The 17,875-nt window shown below is 45.9% G+C and carries 11 protein-coding genes; 8 read left to right on the top strand and 3 right to left on the bottom strand.

Annotation, left to right across the window (positions count from 1 at the left end):
* Window positions 1-5 precede the first annotated feature (5 nt).
* Together C7475_RS31970 and C7475_RS31965 are read left to right on the top strand one after the other, a co-directional pair.
* Window positions 6-2,294 (top strand): DUF2357 domain-containing protein, encoded by a 2,289-nt coding sequence (locus C7475_RS31970; RefSeq protein ID WP_146217722.1) that lies wholly within the window; start codon window positions 6-8, stop codon window positions 2,292-2,294.
* Between the two features lie 22 nt (window positions 2,295-2,316).
* Window positions 2,317-3,213, top strand: coding sequence for an aldo/keto reductase (locus tag C7475_RS31965; protein WP_110057510.1), 897 nt, complete (start codon window positions 2,317-2,319; stop codon window positions 3,211-3,213).
* Between the two features lie 2 nt (window positions 3,214-3,215).
* Here C7475_RS31965 and C7475_RS31960 read toward each other — a convergent pair whose 3' ends face one another.
* On the bottom strand, window positions 3,216-4,778 hold the full coding sequence (locus C7475_RS31960) for a S41 family peptidase (RefSeq protein ID WP_158286669.1): 1,563 nt from the start codon (window positions 4,776-4,778) through the stop codon (window positions 3,216-3,218).
* A gap of 353 nt (window positions 4,779-5,131) precedes the next feature.
* On the opposite strand from C7475_RS31960, the gene C7475_RS31955 reads away from it, so the two are divergent.
* From C7475_RS31955 to C7475_RS31935, 5 genes are all read left to right on the top strand, one after another.
* Window positions 5,132-7,420, top strand: a complete 2,289-nt coding sequence (locus C7475_RS31955; RefSeq protein WP_110057508.1) for a GH92 family glycosyl hydrolase — start codon at window positions 5,132-5,134, stop codon at window positions 7,418-7,420.
* A gap of 163 nt (window positions 7,421-7,583) precedes the next feature.
* Window positions 7,584-8,378 carry an N-acetylmuramoyl-L-alanine amidase gene (locus C7475_RS31950; protein ID WP_233260039.1) on the top strand — a complete coding sequence of 265 codons (795 nt, stop codon included), beginning with the start codon at window positions 7,584-7,586 and terminating at the stop codon, window positions 8,376-8,378.
* Between the two features lie 17 nt (window positions 8,379-8,395).
* The gene (locus C7475_RS31945; protein ID WP_110057507.1) at window positions 8,396-9,157 is read left to right on the top strand and encodes a hypothetical protein; all 762 of its coding nucleotides are present in this window, start codon (window positions 8,396-8,398) and stop codon (window positions 9,155-9,157) included.
* Between the two features lie 369 nt (window positions 9,158-9,526).
* Entirely contained in the window at window positions 9,527-12,742 is a 3,216-nt protein-coding gene (locus tag C7475_RS31940) for a SusC/RagA family TonB-linked outer membrane protein (RefSeq protein WP_110057506.1), read from the top strand.
* A 23-nt stretch (window positions 12,743-12,765) separates the two neighbouring features.
* On the top strand, window positions 12,766-14,196 hold the full coding sequence (locus C7475_RS31935; protein ID WP_110057543.1) for a SusD/RagB family nutrient-binding outer membrane lipoprotein: 1,431 nt from the start codon (window positions 12,766-12,768) through the stop codon (window positions 14,194-14,196).
* 191 nt (window positions 14,197-14,387) lie between these two features.
* Here the strand turns inward: C7475_RS31935 and C7475_RS31930 are convergent, their stop codons facing one another.
* Both C7475_RS31930 and C7475_RS31925 read right to left on the bottom strand, forming a co-directional pair.
* Complete coding sequence (locus C7475_RS31930) at window positions 14,388-15,173, bottom strand: SDR family oxidoreductase (protein WP_110057505.1); 786 nt, start codon at window positions 15,171-15,173, stop codon at window positions 14,388-14,390.
* 91 nt (window positions 15,174-15,264) lie between these two features.
* Window positions 15,265-16,389: an acyltransferase family protein gene (locus C7475_RS31925; protein ID WP_110057504.1), complete on the bottom strand. Its 1,125-nt coding sequence runs from the start codon at window positions 16,387-16,389 to the stop codon at window positions 15,265-15,267.
* A gap of 111 nt (window positions 16,390-16,500) precedes the next feature.
* Here C7475_RS31925 and C7475_RS31920 point away from each other — a divergent pair, with 111 nt between their 5' ends.
* Window positions 16,501-17,532, top strand: coding sequence for a LacI family DNA-binding transcriptional regulator (locus C7475_RS31920; protein ID WP_110057503.1), 1,032 nt, complete (start codon window positions 16,501-16,503; stop codon window positions 17,530-17,532).
* Window positions 17,533-17,875 lie beyond the last annotated feature (343 nt).

Here is a 17,875-nt window from a genome sequence, read left to right as displayed (position 1 = left end):
TCAACATGAATATACTAGCTATCGATTATAAAGATTTCAAACTGGGGTTTGATCTTACAAGTGTAGCGGCAGGGGAGATCTTTGCCGATGTCTTCGAAGCAACGCAGAAGAGACATACAAAAGAAAACTTTGAAACAGCCTATCTCTTTTCCGGATACGTTAAGAAATTCATGATCTGGCAACCCGGCTCACAACGGTCAGAAAAGGCAGATATCCATATGGTCAGGCACCCGGTATTCTTTGAGAATACGGTCTATAAGTTAAGAGTAGATTTTGATCCTAATGTAGTAGCGGTTTCCTTTCGCTCCAGAGTGAAAAATGTAAAGGACCTGTTTGATGTAAGAGAAACCCAGGGAGGGAACTTGTACGCCTCGGCTGAGCTAACATTCTACAATGAACCGGGAGAATTTGATCTTATTATCGACTATGAGCTGAAAACTGTACAGCATAGTGTACTGTTTCAATTTACCGTGTTCTCGGCAAAGCTTGATTCCAAGAAGGACCATCCGGCTATGGTAACCCAGATTGAAACCGTATTTCCCCGGCTGGTGATAGATTATCTTAGGAAAACTTATCACCATTTTGGTTTACAAGGTACCGGCGATAGTGATGTTTTATGGTGGACAATTTTTGGGAACATCTTCAGAAGCATAATGAGGAATCTGCGGCTGATTGTTGAGAATCCTCATCGTGAAATATCTGTTCTAAGAAATAGAACGAAAGGAGACAAGATAGAGAAGCCCAAAGGACCGCTGGTAGATAAACTGGCAAAGAGCTCCGGGCGCGCGGGTGAATACTTTGCAGTTAAAGATAAGCAGCTGGGAGAAGATAATTACGAGAACAGGTACGTAAAACATATCATTAAAGATATACTGGAAAGCTATGAGCGCATTTACACTAAAGTCTCGCAGGATAGCAGTATCAAACGGATGGACAAAGCCTACCGGATGCAGCTGGAATTTGCAGGAGAAGCCATAGCCACACTGCCCACGCATACGGTTTTCAGAAAAGTAGGAAAACATCATAATGGACGACGATATTCGGCTGTGCTGCTAAACCATCCGGGTTATGTAGGATTGCTGAAAGACTGGGAGGCCTTAAAAATGGGATATGAACTACAGGAAGGACTGTATGAAATAGAACTGAAAGATATTGCTTATCTCTACCAGCTCTCATGTTTCTTTGGGATTGCCCGCTTGCTGCAGGAAATCACAGGTGTGGCACCCGATATTGAGAAAATGCCCAGAATAAAAACGGCTGCATTTCGCTTATTGCCGGAAAAGAATATGCATTCCAAAATGGTTTTTACCTGTAAGGATGGCACTCACATAGAACTTTACCAGGAACTCCGGTATACGAACAGTTTCGATACGGAAGATGCGGGTACATTCGATAAGCCGGTTTGCCCCGATATCATTTTGCGGATAGAGAAAAAAGATCAGCCACGTAATCTGTACCTGACCTATTTGTTTGATTCCAAATATCGATTGGTGGAATCAGATAGGTTCCATATGGAAGACAAAATGGATGAGCCGGACCCAAAGGATGTGGGGAAAATGCGTGAATACAGAGAGTCTATCTATCGCAGGAAAAAAGAAGGACAAAAATATGACCTCTACAAGGAGGTGGTAGGCGCATATATACTCTTTCCTGGTCTGGAAAAGAAAGAATATCACGAACGATATTACCGGGAGGTTATTCTTCCGGAGAACATTGGAGGTTTTCCCTTCCTGCCAGGCAGTGAAGAAGGATCCTCATTACTGGAAAAACATCTCAGATATATTATTGCGACAGATGCTACGCAGCTGCTGGCAAAAGTACCAGCACAAAATGGACGGGACTACATGACGACAGATGCTTATGTATTTGTTGATCCCGTTGATGCCGCAGACATAGCAATGTACAGCGAGCTCGTAGAAAATGAAGCGATGATCTATAGCCGCAAAAAATTGGATCAGACACTCGGAGACCTGAAGGCCCGCTACTTTGCTCCTTATATAGAAGGACGCGGGATTATCTGCTTTTATGAAATAGTAAGTATCAATTATATGCCTTACAAAAAAGTATATCCTCCCGGCCATCCTTTGTTTCGCGATGAAGGCAGAAAATATATGGTGCTAAAACTGCGAAAGAAAGAAATGCTTGAAGGCTATGTACAGATAAAGGGCATGGCAGGCAATAGAAGATTTACACAAATAAAACACCTGTACAGCCCGAAGGAGGGTTTTATTAAGACAGTGACAGAAGAGGACGTGCGCTGGCCTGACCGTAGTGAAGATCCTTCTGCTTCGTAAGCAGAATTGCTTAAATTAGAGCATGAACTACAATATTCTGGGTAACTCTAATCTGGACATCAGCGAGATCGCTTTCGGATGTATGTCCCTCGGCAATAATGCAACAGAAAATGAAAACCTGATCAAACAGGCATTGGACAAAGGCATCAACTTCTTCGATACCGCCGACCTATACCAACATGGAGAGAATGAAACACAGCTGGGCAGGGCTTTAAAAGACCGGCGGAGTGACGCCATCATTGCCACTAAAGTTGGTAACCAGTGGCGGAGCGACGGTAGCGGCTGGGATTGGAACCCAAGCCCGGAATATATCATGAAGGCCGTGGACGATAGTCTGCGCCGGCTCGGAACAGATTACATTGACCTGTACCAGTTACACGGCGGCACGATCGAAGACCCTATAGATGATATCATTGAAACCTTTGAACGGTTACAACATCTGGGGAAGATCCGGTATTATGGTATTTCCTCCATCCGGCCTAATGTGATCAGGGAATATGTGCATAAATCCAGTATCAGTAGTGTCATGATGCAGTATAGTCTGCTGGACAGAAGACCAGAAGAAGAGGTGTTTCCGCTGCTGGAAAAATATGGAGTAGGTGTGTTGGCAAGAGGAAGTGTAGCGAAAGGAGTACTGGCAGGAAAGCCGGCAGAACCTTACCTGAACTATACGACCGAAGATGTTAGTAAAATGGCGAAAGTCGTGGCTCAGTTCTCCGAGAATAAACGTACACCCGCGCAGACTGCTATATGTTATGTACTGGGTGAGCCGGTGGTAAGAGCAGCTGTAGTAGGAATAAGAACGCCGACGCAATTGGAAGAGGCTGCAGGAATGCCCGCTACCACCCCGCTTACGTCGGCGGAAAGAGTATTGTTAGGGTACGAACTGGTCGCCAATTATTACGACCAGCACCGTTAATATTATTGAATGCGTTTGCCTATACGGTAATCAACCATCCCGTTGAACCGTGGAGATGTAATAGAAGATTGGATGGCAGCCCGCTGATTGGCGGTGCTTGCCGTCGCAATACGCGCATTGGCACTGGTCCTGGCAAAACTACCAGTGGTGATGTAATTGAAGATCCTGTCCAGGTTCTCGTCTTCAGTCCTGTAACCCCAGGGTACATTAATGAAATCGTCCGCCAGCTGGTCAGGCGCTATACCTGTATAATATCCGCCCACATGATTGGCATTCTCCGTAGCGAAGTTAATAGCATACAGATCGGCCAGGTATTTCTTGGTATGTGTCTCGTCATACTTTGAAATGTTGAACGTAATGAAACCAACAGGTTTGCCATAAGTGGTATCGCCCACCAGTTTTACGCTCATATGAGGCAAGAGGTTATTCAACGTCAGTTCACTGGCAGAGGCCGTGTGAGAGCCTGTAACGAAGAATACGTTGTTCAGGTTCAGACCTCCGGTAGTGGAGGGGAATTTCACGAAAGGTTCCAGTCCTGTACCGCCCAGATCGGCTGTCAGTTTATCATTGTACTGATAGTAATACATCGTTTTCCCTGCTGCAGAAGCCGGTGCTATCGCGCTATCCAGGTATTCAGCTGTAGCGACAGAACCGCCCTGATTATAACGCAGGTCAACTATCAGGTTACTGATACCGGCAGCTTTGAATTTGGAGAAAAGCCCGTCTAATGCGGTTTTGGTCAAAGTAGCCGCGCCCTGGGTATTGAAGGTGTTCGTAAAAGTATAGAACACAAAGTAGCCTACTTTCTGGTTGTTCACCGTATAGATAGTATCAAACAATACCGGGTTGATCGTGAAAGCACCTGATGCAAGACTGTAATTAGCTTCAGTACCCGTTACGGCCTTTTTAACCCTCAGTGTCACGGCATCGGAGTAATAGATGGCATTGGTCACCTTACTGACGTTAGCGCCATTAGGGCCGTCATATGAAATGTTCGTATCGCCGTTCACAGCAATGATCTCATCACCACGGTTCAGGCCTTTCTTCCCGGCAGGGGAGTTCTTGTCGGCATAAACGATATACAGGTAAGACCTGGTATTGTCGGATGCATAGCTGACTTCCATCCCGTAGTTGCCTGTAGCGCTGATTTTATTGAATGTCTCGGACATCCCGTTCTGCAGGGAGGTCGATAATGATCCCGTACGGTCCAGAAAGCTATATCGGTCCAGGACGGTGCCACTTGCATTCTTCGAATACGTTTTCATTGTATTCAGCAAGTCCTCTGCGGTAGCATAGTTGCTACTGGAAGGATCTAATTGCGGAACCTGGTTATACCAGAAATAAGTTGGCAGATCGGTCTGCTTGTTACGGCCCCCGTCCACATACGTCACCTGCATGATGCGGTACATGAGATACTTAAGGGAGTCTTCGTCTGTCGTAACGGTGGAGGAAGTTGGCGTAGTGTTGTCGGCTTTGTTACTGTCCTTGCGGCAGGCACTAAAGATAGCACTACAGAGAACACCTACCATGGCCATTTTCATGGTTAGTGTAAAATGTTTATTCATATGTCCATTGTTCATTTAAGTCATTCGGGATACGCGAACATCACGTTGATTTGCTTCGGCTAATATAGAAACGGCAGATTGGCATCTTGTCGTATATGAAAACATCACATGGCCTTTTTTCGTCTGTCAAACGACAAAATCAATCGTTTGACTACAAAAGCGGGGTCAGGTTTAGTCTGGTAGTTAAACATATTAGTTTTAAAATAAAGATGGCAGTTCCGTACTGCGAAGCTAAAACATTTTAGCCTGGGTGTCAGTCACGCTATCGCCATTTATAAAATAAACATGTACTTTTCGGTTGAAACGCTATTTTTACAGACTTATAAAAAGCTAAAATTCCATTCCGTCTCAACATGAAAAGAATTATTTTATCCGCCCTTATGCTGGCTTCCTGCTGGGTAAAGGCACAAACTATCAACAGCGTAACTGACCCTGTAGAGTACGTGAACCCTTTGATGGGTACCGATTCTAAAGGCTCCCTGTCCACAGGGAATACTTATCCCGCTATCGCTACTCCATGGGGCATGAACTTCTGGATGCCGCAGACAGGTAAAATGGGAGATGGTTGGGCTTATACCTATAATTCTGATAAACTGCGCGGTTTTAAGCAAACCCACCAGCCTAGCCCATGGATTAACGACTACGGCCAGTTTGCCATCATGCCGGTAACCGGGAAAGTAAGGTTCAAGGAAGATGACAGGGCCAGCTGGTTCTCTCACAAAGCTGAAGTTTCCAAACCATACTATTATAGCGTATATCTGGCGGATCACAATGTGACCACCGAGATCACGCCTACTGAAAGAGCAGCGGCTATCCGTTTCACTTATCCGAAAACAGACAGTGCTTTCGTGGTAATTGACGCGCTGGACAAAGGCTCTTACGTTAAAGTATTACAGGCTGAACGCAAGATCGTTGGTTACACCACCAAGAACAGCGGTGGCGTACCATCTAACTTCAAGAACTATTTCGTACTGACTTTCGATAAGCCATTTACCTATGTGGCAACCTTTAAGAACGGTGAACTGAAAGCCGGTGAAGCGGAAGCACAGGACAAACACGTAGGTGCTGTAATTGGCTTTGCTACTGCAAAAGGAGAGAAGGTGAACGTAAAAGTAGCATCTTCCTTCATCAGCCCTGAACAGGCTGAACTGAACCTCCAGAAAGAGATCGGCGGCAGCAACTTCGATGTGGTGAAAGAAAAGGCAAAAGCAGCCTGGAATAAAGAACTGGGCCGTATCAAAGTAGAAGGTGGTACCTCTGAACAGATCCGTACCTTCTATTCCTGCCTGTACCGCACTATGCTGTTCCCACGTAAATTCTATGAATATGATGCTAAAGGAGCCGTAGTACACTACAGCCCTTACAATGGTAAAGTATTACCTGGCTATATGTTCACCGATAACGGTTTCTGGGACACTTTCCGTGCTACCTTCCCATTCTTCAACATGATGTACCCATCTATGAATGCACACATCATGGAAGGACTGGTGAACGCGTATAACGAAAGCGGCTGGTTGCCTGAGTGGGCAAGCCCTGGTCACCGCGACTGTATGATCGGTTCTAACTCTGCTTCCCTGATCGCAGATGCTTACTTAAAAGGTATCAGAGGTTTCGATGTAAACAAAGCTTATGAAGCATTGCTGAAAAATGCAGATAATGCTGGTCCGCTGACCTCCGTTGGCCGTGCTGGTGTGAAATATTACAATGAGCTGGGATATGTGCCTTACGATGTGAACATCAATGAGAACACTGCCCGTACACTCGAATATTCATATGACGACTTCACCATCTACAAACTGGCAAAAGCGCTGAACCGTCCTCAGTCTGAGATTGACAGATTTGCAAAACAGGCTCGTAACTACCGCAACGTGTTCGATCCTGAAACAAAACTGATGCGTGGTAAAAATAAAGATGGCAAGTTCCAGACACCTTTCAACCCTTTCAAATGGGGTGATGCATTCACTGAAGGAAACAGCTGGCACTACACCTGGTCAGTATTCCACGACGTTCAGGGCCTGATAGACCTGATGGGTGGCAAACAGACATTTGTAGACATGCTGGATTCAGTGTTCTCTATGCCTCCGGTATACGACGATAGCTACTATGGTGGTACCATCCATGAGATCCGCGAGATGCAGATCATGAACATGGGTCAGTATGCACACGGTAACCAGCCTATCCAGCACATGATCTACCTGTATAACTATGCAGGTCAACCCTGGAAAGCACAGTACTGGTTAAGGGAAGTAATGAACCGCCTGTATTCCGCTACTCCTGATGGTTATTGCGGTGATGAGGACAATGGTCAGACTTCTGCCTGGTATGTGTTTACCGCTATGGGCTTCTACCCTGTATGTCCTGGTACACAGCAGTACGTAGTAGGTGCGCCTTTATTCAAGAAGACCACTGTTACACTGGAAAATGGCAAACAGCTGATCGTAACCGCTCCTAAGAACAGCGAAGCAAACCGCTATATCAAAGGTGTTACCTTCAATGGTCAGCCATATGCCAACAACTGGCTGGACCACAATGCGATCATGAAAGGCGCTACTATCAACTTCGACATGGATGCAGTACCTAACAAGACAAGAGGTATCTCTGACAAGAACGTACCTTATTCCCTGTCACAGGAACTGAAATAATAATATCAGTATGGCAGTCGTAAGACGGCCATCAGCAGATACAAGCAATGAAGCCCGGCCGGTGAAACGAGCCGGGCTTCGTTGTTAATTACCGGATAATCATTAAATTAAGCTACCAAAGATGAACACAATGAAACAATATCCACGTTTAATACTATGGGTAATGACCGCAACCATATACAGTTGTGCTCCTAAACCGTATGCAACGACCAATAAAGTGTACCGCCAGCAGGCCAAACAATACGCCAGTGTACTGAGAGTGCAACCGGCCCCTGTACCTGCCGCCGGTGCTCCCACAGCAGTAAACTGGATAGGCACGACCAATTTTAATATGCGGAAGCCGAACTATGTGATCATCCATCATACTGCGCAGGGTTCCTGCGATACCACTTTTAATACTTTCACATTGCCCCGTACACAGGTGAGCGCACATTATGTAGTGTGTAGTGACGGAACGATCAATCATATGCTGAACGATTATCTGCGGGCATGGCATGCGGGATTGTCCAAATGGGGGAACGTGACGGATATGAACTCCTGTTCTATAGGTATCGAGCTGGATAATAACGGCTTAGTGCCATTTCAGCCGCAACAGATCAATAGTCTGCTGGTGTTACTGGATTCCCTGAAACACCGGTTTAATATTCCGGCAGCCAATTTTATCGGTCATGGGGATATTGCTCCAAGCCGCAAGGTAGATCCCAGTGCTTATTTCCCCTGGCAGCAGCTGGCGGAGAAGGGTTTCGGACTATGGTACGGCGATACGTCGAAGATCATCCTGCCTGGCGATTTCAATAGCAAACAGGCGCTGCGTATCGTTGGATATGATACCAGGGATACTACAGCCGCTATAAAAGCCTTCAAAAGACATTTCATCCCGGCAGATTCCACAACCGGTATCAACCTGGATGAAGGCGAAAGGAAGATATTATTCAGTCTCATGGAACAAAGTGAATAACCTTTATAATTAATGTTATGAAATCCTTGTCGCTCCGCCTCTGCTATCTTTTTATATTATGTATGCTGGCGTCTTCTCCCGTTTGGGCGCAGAAAGGAGACTGGTATACATTCACTACGGGAAGTAACCCGGTCTGTCATCTGAAGATCGATGGGGATGAACTGGTACTGGAAGGTACTGGTACGCCATCCCGGCAGGGAAAGTTAGCAGGGACGGCAAGCAGGGGAGGGGGGACCGAACGTCTCGAAGTGAAGAGGGTATTTAACAGGGGGAGGATGTATACAGTTCACCTATCATCTGATAACATCTATTTCTGTACTACGTTCCAATACTTTAAGGATAAGGATTCCCTGGTGATGTTCTGCGCCGATGGTGTGGACGATGGTTACAAATCGATGCAGGAAGCGTTGGCTGCCATCAAAAAAGACACAGGTACCCATTTCTGCATCACCCTTTATAAAAAAGAAAAGCTGGATGCCCAGAAGCGGAAGCCGCCTGTTACAAAGGCCACAGAAGAAGAGTTTAGTGCAGGTCTGGAACAATTTGCCGGCCGGATGGACCAGTTCTGGCAATATCGTGGATATGGCAGGTATGAGCCTTATTACAGCTGGATGAACCTGATATATGGGAACGCTTTTGCGGATGCATTCCGTGATAAATTCAATCCGTTAACCCTGGATGGAAAGAGTCTGAAGGTCCCTATTTCCAAATATAGTGGCAACCCGGCTGTAAGAAAGCAGCTTGAAGACGCCGGATTACTCCCGTCGGCAGGCCAGTAAATACTTATTTCTCTTGTTACTGATATTATTTAAACAGAGATAAATATTATTTCAACCTATTAAGTCTACTTGTTTTGTAGATTACTAAATGTATGTTAATTTTACCCCCGTATTAAAGTATTTGAGTAAACAATGGTCATTACCTATATGTTCAATAAGAGTGCTGCAACAGAAGTCTGTAGTATTTCAGTCAACACCATATCCGGTTATTATACCGGCGTGCACGCTTCCTGTATGTGCATGTAACGCCAACTTCAGATAAATAAATCAGCAAACCAACTAATTCGTCGCTGCGGGTCATCACCTGGCAGAAGGGGATTTTTTGTCCCGACAGATCAGTAAACTAAAACAATTCGAAAATCTGATACAATGATCAAACAATTAAAAACAACAGCTGGTATACTGCTGTTCATGCTACTGGGGCTGCAATGGGCACAGGCGCAGGATAACAAAGTATCAGGTGTGGTGACATCCCGTTCCGATGCACAACGTATTCCGGGCGCTGTCGTGAGTATCAAGGGTACTACACGCGGGACCAATACCGATGCTGATGGTAAATTCAGCATCACCGCTAAACCAACTGACACACTTCACTTTTCTTTCATAGGTTATAATGCAGTAGACCAGGTTGTGGGCGATAGCAAGGTGATTAACGTATCGCTTGAAAGCGCAGAAAGCCGCCTGAATGAAGTGGTGGTAACCGCACTCGGTATCTCCAGGGAGAAACGCTCTCTCGGTTATGCGGTACAGGAGCTGAAGGCAAAAGATATCGCAGAAGCAAAAGAAACGAACATCGTAAATGCACTGGCAGGTAAACTGGCTGGTGTGACTGTAACCAACAGCCAGGGTAGTATGGGTTCTTCCCGTATCATCATCCGTGGTGAAACCTCCATCGCCGGTAACAACCAGCCGCTGTTCGTAGTGGACGGAGTACCGGTAGATAACAGCCAGCTCGGTATCGGTACAGGTCGTGACTTCGCTAACGCTATCTCCGATCTGAACCCTGATGATGTTGAGTCGCTGAACGTCCTGAAAGGACCTAACGCGGCGGCTTTATATGGTTCCCGTGCAGCTGCCGGTGTACTGGTTATTAAAACGAAAACTGGCAGAAGTGCAAAGGGAATGGGTGTAACCCTGACTTCCGGCGCTACTTTGGAAAGTGTACTGGTATTGCCAAAATTCCAGAACGTGTTTGGTCAGGGTACAGGTGGAAAGTTCTCTTATGTAGATGGTAAAGGAGGTGGAGTGAATGATGGTCTGGATGAAAGCTGGGGCCCCGAAATGGACGGCCGCCTTATTCCACAGTTCTTTTCCAATGGTCAGCCTGCACCATTTGTACCGCATCCAAATAACGTAAGGGATTTTTATGAAACAGGTTATTCACTGAACAACGGTGTATCTGTTGGTGGTAGCAGTGAAAAAGTAGATTACAGGTTCTCTTTTAATAATACCAAACAGACAGGGATCCTGCCAAATACAGGGATCACCCGTAACTCATTTGCACTGAACAGCACTTACCGTCTTACGCCGAAATTAACGATCAGCACTTTTGCGAATTATACAAAAGGTGGTGCTGATAACCTGCCAGGTGTGGATGGCCGTCGCGGTAATAGTGTGACCTTACAGTTCATCTGGTTTGGCCGTCAGGTAGATACCCGCCTGCTGCGTAATTACAAGAATCCAGATGGCACAGACTATAACTGGAACCATAGCTACTATAGCAATCCATACTGGATCCAGTATGAAAATACAGTAGGACAGGCACGTAACCGTTTCTTCGGAAATGCCCGCCTCTCTTATGAGATCACTAACTGGCTCTCCGCTAATCTGCGTGTAGGTACAGACACTTACAACGACAAGCGTAAGTATAAGATAGCATATTATACAAATGGTACTCCGTTCGGTTCTTATACTGAAGACAACTATGTAGTATCAGAAACTAATATTGAGTTTACGCTGAATGCGAAGAAGAAACTGAACAGTGATTTCACTATCGATGGATTGATCGGCGCCAACGAGCGTACTAACCAGTTCGAACAGAACTATCAGCAGGCGCCAAGACTGGCAGTGAAAGATGTGTACACATTGAACAACTCAAGAGATCCCCTGGTATCTACCAGCTATTTCTCTAAACTGAGAGTGTACAGTGCATTCGCATCAGCACAGCTGAGCTACCGTGATTGGGCGTTCGTGAACGTAACTGCACGTAACGACCGTTCATCTACACTGCCTGCCGAGAACAACTCTTACTTCTATCCATCAGTGAATGCGAGTGTGGTATTGAGCGATGCACTGGATATTAAAAGTCCTGTATTGTCCCTGCTGAAGATCAGAGGAGGATGGGCACAGGTAGGTAAAGATGCTGATCCTTACCAGTTGGTTAATACATATCCTTTTGCACAGCCATTCAACGGTAATCCGTTGCTGACGGTGAATGATAAATTCCTGAAGAAGGACCTGAAGCCGGAGATCACCAGGGCTACAGAGTTTGGTGTGGAAGCAAGCTTCCTGGATGATCGCATCCGTACCGACGTGACTTATTATACATCCAGTAGCTCTAACCAGATATTGCTTGCTGACGTAAGCGCCACTACCGGTTATCTGAAAAAGCTGCTGAATGCCGGTAAGATCAATAACAAAGGTGTGGAAGTAACATTAGGAGCTACGCCGGTACAAACCAAATCAGGGTTCCGTTGGGATGTTAACTTCAACTATGCGAAAAATGTGAGTAAAGTAATAGAACTGGATAAAGAAGGTTTACTGAATGACTATATACTGGGAAGTTCAGGTAACATCCAGGTGCTGGCCAGCAAAGGCAAACGTTATGGTGCTTTATATGGTACCGCTTACAAACGCGATGCACAGGGACAGATCCTCGTTGGTACAGATGTGAATGGAAATTCTACTGGTATCCCACAGGTGGACCCAAGCAAAAAAGTACTGGGTTATTATACACCGAAATGGACTGGTAGCGTGAATAATAACTTCGCTTTCAAAGGTATAACAGTAGGCTTCCTGATCGATACAAGACAAGGTGGTCAGATCTGGTCAGGTACCAACGCTACCGGTATTACCACAGGTGTACTGGAATCAACACTGCCTGGCCGTAATGAACAAAATGGCGGCTTGCCATACTATTACGCCGGTAATGTTACTAAGAACGGTGCGACCAAGTTAGAAAATCACAATGCATCAGCGCCGAACGGAGAAACTGTTTATCATGACGGTATGGTCTTCAATGGTGTAACTCCGGATGGAAAGAAGAATGAACAGATAATATCTGCACAGCAATATTATAAATCAGCTTACGGTAGTACTATTAATGAAAGCAGTGTATATGATGCATCTTTCATTAAGCTGCGTGAGGTAAGGATCGGATATGCGCTGCCGCAGGAATTGACGCACAAATGGGGAATGCAGGCAGTAAGCCTTACTGTAACGGCGAGAAACCTTTGGTACATCGACAAGAAGGCGCCTAACATTGATCCTGAAACAGCGTTCAATACCGGTAACGGCCAGGGACTTGAAACTTTACAGATCCCGACAGTACGTAGCATGGGTGTTAATCTGCGCGTATCCTTTTAATGAACACAGTAAAAGCAGTAATAATGAAATTAGCTAAATATATACTAGGTCTCGCAGTTGCAGCAGTTGTGCTGAGCAGTTGCACGAAAGAGCTGGAAGACATCAACAAGAACCCGAACGAAGCGGAAACACCATCGCCGGACTACCTGTTGAGCAATGGCATCAAAGCGAATGCAGATACTTATTGGGGAACTGATGCTACTATGGAAACGAGCCTGCTGTATGTACAATACTGGGCGAAGATCCAATATCCGGACCCGGACAGGTATATTCCTGCTTCGACTAATATCCAGACGGTATGGAACAACTTTTATGCACAGGGCGTAACCGATTTTACCAAGCTGGTACAGCTGGGCGATACGTTGCATAACCCGAACTATAAAGCAGTCGGCATTATCATGCGTTCCTGGATCTTCCAGGTGCTGACTGACCTGTATGGAGATGTTCCTTACAAGCAGGCAGCCCAGATAGAGCAATACCTGACGCCTGTTTACGATCCGCAACGTGATGTTTACTTCGGTCTGCTGACAGAATTGAAGAATGCCGTAGCATTGATCGATCCGACAGGCAATCCTATAGCAGGTGACCTGATGTACAACGGAGATATGTCAAAGTGGAGAAAGTTCGCCAACTCTCTGCGTCTGCGTATCGCGCTGCGTATTTCAGATCAGGAGCTGGAAGCGGCAAGAACTGTATTTAACGAAATCGGTGCTGACGATAATAACCTGATCATCGACAATAGTGATAATGCTAAGCTTATTTATCAGCCGTCTCCTTATCAGAACCCGGTAGCCAGGAACAGGGAAACCCGTAATGACTACAGGATCAGCAAGAGCATGGTGGATAAGCTGAACGAGCTGAGTGATCCGCGTCTGACTATCTATGCAGCACCGGCAAGAGACACTAATAAGATCATTGGTGTGACTAATGGTTTATCTGCCGATTCAGCTTCACGTCTTGGTTTGAACAAAACTTCTGACGTAGGCGCGGTATTTACTGCTACATTGGCTCCTGCAATATTCTTCAATGCTGCAGAGATGTGGTTCATCAAAGCAGAAGCTGCACAACGTGGTTTATTAACCGGCAATGCAGCTACCTTGTATGCACAGGCGGTAACTACTGCCATGAAGCAATACAATGTGAGCGACGACAAGATTGTCACTTACCTGGCACAACCTAAGGTGCTCTATAACTCTGCCAACTATAAGCAATCGATAGGTGAGCAGAAATGGCTGGCCCTTTTCAGCGAAGGACTGGAAGGTTTTGCTGAATGGCGCAGACTGGATTATCCACAGTTGCCTGCAGCTTATACCGGAACCCTGGGTGGTAAGATACCTTTAAGATTGACTTATCCTTCCTCTGAGCAGGCATTGAACGGAGTTAATTACAGGGACGCTGTGAAGAATCAGGGTGCTGACCTGCTGACTACCCGTTTATGGTTTGACAAGGAATAATATTAAAGCGGGATAGTTTTCCCGCTTGCGTAAAAGAAATTCCGTTTTTGCATTACAGAAAGAGCCAGGAATGTAGAGTTTTGTAATATCAGATACACACTTGTTCAATTTGTAATAGTAAAAAGTGATGAATTAGGCCCCGGTTTTTGCCGGGGCTTTTACTTTTGACACAGTTCTAGCTAGTTGATTAATTATAATACAGGAGTTCTGCCCCCATCTACACAGAGGTTTGTACCGGTAATATAGGCAGCTGCCGGGGTAGCCAGAAATGCAGCAGCAGCTGCTATCTCCTTCGGGTCCCCAAAACGTTTCATTGGAATTTCATTGAGCAGCTCCTCTTCAATGGTGGCTACCGGGGTATTACGTCTGGTGGCATTCTGCTCCAGGACGGTCTGCAGGCGGGAGGTGTTAGTAGTGCCGGGCAGTACATTGTTCACAGTAATACCATAGGGGGCCAGTTCACTGGCCATGGTTTTAGCCCAGTTGGCCACGGCTCCGCGGATGGTATTGGAAACGCCCAGACTTCTGAGCGGTGTTTTTACCGAGGTAGAAACGATATTGATAATGCGGCCATAGCCGGCAGCGGTCATGCCGGCTATGACTGCCTGTACAAGTATATGATTGATGACCAGGTGTTGCTGGAAGGCATCTGTAAATTCGTGGATATCGGCTTCCATTATCGGACCGGTTTTAGGTCCGCTGGTATTATTAACAAGGATATGCACTGTTTTACCCTCGGTAATACTCTGGATGGTCTGTTCTACCTGCTGAGTGTCCCGAAAGTCGGCCACCCGATAACTGTGTTCCTGTAAATGATCGGTGGCAAGAGTGGATATGGCGGCTTTGAGCGTATCCCTGTTCCTGGCCAGCAGGATGCATTCCGCACCTAAGGCAGCCAGTTCTTTGGCAGTAGCTAGTCCTATTCCCTGAGTGCTTCCACAGATAACGGCGGTTTTCCCCTTTAACGATAGTTCCATACTAATAGATAACTGATAATTACACAATGATCTGCAAAAGCCGTTGTCGTTAGTTCACGTTATTTATTTAGCTAAGATAGGATATACTTGTCTAAACACGTATGTATATACGTCTTTTGTCAAGGATTTTACCCACGGACCAGCAAAGTAGCATAAATACAAGTGCAAACAGGAGGGAGCCGGGTTTACCTGGCAGTATCACCTGGAAAAGATAGGTATTGATCCACCGGTGCATACTAAGGTCGCCTACCTGGAAGAAATAGAGGAAAATGACCAGCACTTCCGACAACAGGTAGAGGAACAGCGGATTTTTACCAAAAACGGTGAAGAAGCCGGTCCATTTTTCCTGTTTTTTATAGTCTATAATATAGATCAGCAGGCCCAGGATCAGCAGGTCTATCCCAACTGTATACAGTACGTAGGAGCTGGTCCAGAGCTTTTTATTGATAGGGAACATCGTATTCCACAATAACGCCACCAGTATAAGTAGTCCTCCCATCTGGAACAGGCGGGTCCTGCCAACGGCTGTTTTACCTTTTTCCTGGATGAAGAGGCCTGTATAATAACCGGCAATGACATTCACAATAGCCGGAAGTGTGCTTAACAGCCCTTCCGGATCGAAAGGAATGCCTTCTCCATGATACAGGTGTTTATCGCCCAGCACCAGTTTGTCAAAATGCAGCGCTGCATTTCCTGTCAGGCTATATCGGTCAGCCGGATCGCCGAAGGCATACATAATGAGCCAGTAACCTATCAGCAGCAATGCACTAACGATCCATACGCCCTTTTTAGGCAGGAAGTGGATCAGTAATGAGGCAAAGCAATAACAGAGGGCGATACGTTGTAATACTCCCAGGATACGGGTTTCGGCAATAGGAATAAACTCCCAGCCGGTACTGGTATGACGTACGAAGGGCAGCCAGTACATCAGGTAACCCAGCAGGAAAATGAGAATGGTGCGGCGGAAGATCTTTGCCAGCACCGTGGTGTTGTCCAGCTGTGCAAACTTGCGCATGCTGAAGCTCATGGCGTTACCTACGGCGAAGAGGAAAGAAGGGAATACCATGTCTGTGGGTGTACAGCCATGCCATTGTGCGTGATTGAGGATGCCATAGGCGGTGTCCCAACCCGGTGTATTCACAATGATCATAAAACATACCGTGAGCCCACGGAAAACGTCCAGCGGTAAAAAGCGCTGAGGTATAGTATTGGTCATAGATGGTAATTGGTTGCCTATAAATATAGTACAACCATTTTACTACGCATAGATAGAAATTTTAGCGTATCCGGAATGAATTTTTTACTTTAGTGCTAAAGCTACCCCTGGTTGAATAACAAAGTTACCATAGCAGATATCGCTAAAGAGCTGAATTTAACGGGTGCTACTGTATCCCGCGCTCTGAACAACCGCAAAGGCACCAGTGAGGAAACACGTAAACTGGTGCAGGCAGCTGCGGAAAAAATGAATTACAGAAGGGACAGGATCGCCTGGTCGCTCAGGTCAGGACGTACTAATATCATTGGTGTGATCATTCCCAGTGCAGAGATCAACTTCTTCGGTTCTGTTGTCCACGGCATAGAAAGCCTGGCCAATCAGCATGGTTACAACGTGCTGATATATCAATCCAATGAGAAGCCGGAATATGAGAAGAAGGCGATCGAAACCTTCTTAAGTACCCGCGTTGATGGTATTCTGGCGTCTATTGCCAAAGAGACGATGGAGTTCAGTCACTACCTTGAAATTAAGGAGCGGGGAGTACCACTGGTCTTTTTTGACCGTGCGAATGACAGTCTCAATATTCCTTCCGTTGTCGTGGATGACTTTAAAGGGGCGTACTATGCTACCGAACATCTGTTGAAGCAGGGCTATAAAAGGATCGCTCACATTGCGGGGCAGCAGCATCTCAAGATCTTCAAGGACCGTCTTGAGGGGTATAAGGCTGCTTTAGTCGCGAATGGTGTTCCCGTTGAGGATGAACTGGTATATATAGGGGATGTATCCATTCATGCAGGCCGCCAGGCTATTCAACATCTGCTATCTTTGCCTAAACCACCGGATGCGGTATTTGCCGTTGAGGATTTTACGGCTTTAGGTGCTGTCAAGGAATTAAAAGATAAACACATAGATATTCCCGGCGACTTTGGTGTTGTCGGATTCGCGAATGAATCTTTTGATGAGCATATTACACCGAGTTTGTCGAGTATTGATCAGCAGACTGTCGTGATGGGGAAGGAGGCGTTCCGGCTGTTGATGGAGTTGATTGAAGGGAATGGTGTTGTTAGTCAGCAGACGCGGACGAAAGTTGTGTTAGAACCGATTGAGCGGTTCAGGCAATCGTCGCAGAAGCGTCTTGGTTGATTCTCGTTGAAGATTTATTATTTAATTATATAGCCAGTTTTACTGGCTATTTTTTTGTGCTTTAGGGGGCGACTAACGGCGATCTGCTCGTGGTTGCAGATTAGATGCTATGTATTGGACGCGAATATGGGATGCGGTGATTCCAGCGTTGACCTTCTAGCTCGCGGTTGCAGGTGGGACCGCTGGCTGCAGTTCTTTGAAGTTTCCTTGATATTTAGCTTTGGTTGGTCGGTTAGACGTTGGTAGTTCTTCTATACAACAATCGCTTTAAGTTGCTCCAGTCTTTTTTCTAATCTTTTTATTTTCAATTCATTATTTCTTTTCTGGTATTGGTCAAGCAAGG

It is taken from the genome of Chitinophaga sp. S165 (assembly GCF_003182155.1).
GTDB lineage: Bacteria > Bacteroidota > Bacteroidia > Chitinophagales > Chitinophagaceae > Chitinophaga.
This window is presented reverse-complemented; position numbering and strand designations above follow the sequence as displayed.

Coding starts and splice junctions, on each gene's coding strand:
- C7475_RS31970 (WP_146217722.1), top strand. CDS start 6: ATGAATATACTAGCTATCGATTATAAAGATTTCAAACTGGGGTTTGAT.
- C7475_RS31925 (WP_110057504.1), bottom strand. CDS start 16,389: ATGACCAATACTATACCTCAGCGCTTTTTACCGCTGGACGTTTTCCGT.
- C7475_RS31960 (WP_158286669.1), bottom strand. CDS start 4,778: ATGAATAAACATTTTACACTAACCATGAAAATGGCCATGGTAGGTGTT.
- C7475_RS31950 (WP_233260039.1), top strand. CDS start 7,584: ATGACCGCAACCATATACAGTTGTGCTCCTAAACCGTATGCAACGACC.
- C7475_RS31955 (WP_110057508.1), top strand. CDS start 5,132: ATGAAAAGAATTATTTTATCCGCCCTTATGCTGGCTTCCTGCTGGGTA.
- C7475_RS31930 (WP_110057505.1), bottom strand. CDS start 15,173: ATGGAACTATCGTTAAAGGGGAAAACCGCCGTTATCTGTGGAAGCACT.
- C7475_RS31940 (WP_110057506.1), top strand. CDS start 9,527: ATGATCAAACAATTAAAAACAACAGCTGGTATACTGCTGTTCATGCTA.
- C7475_RS31935 (WP_110057543.1), top strand. CDS start 12,766: ATGAAATTAGCTAAATATATACTAGGTCTCGCAGTTGCAGCAGTTGTG.
- C7475_RS31945 (WP_110057507.1), top strand. CDS start 8,396: ATGAAATCCTTGTCGCTCCGCCTCTGCTATCTTTTTATATTATGTATG.
- C7475_RS31965 (WP_110057510.1), top strand. CDS start 2,317: ATGAACTACAATATTCTGGGTAACTCTAATCTGGACATCAGCGAGATC.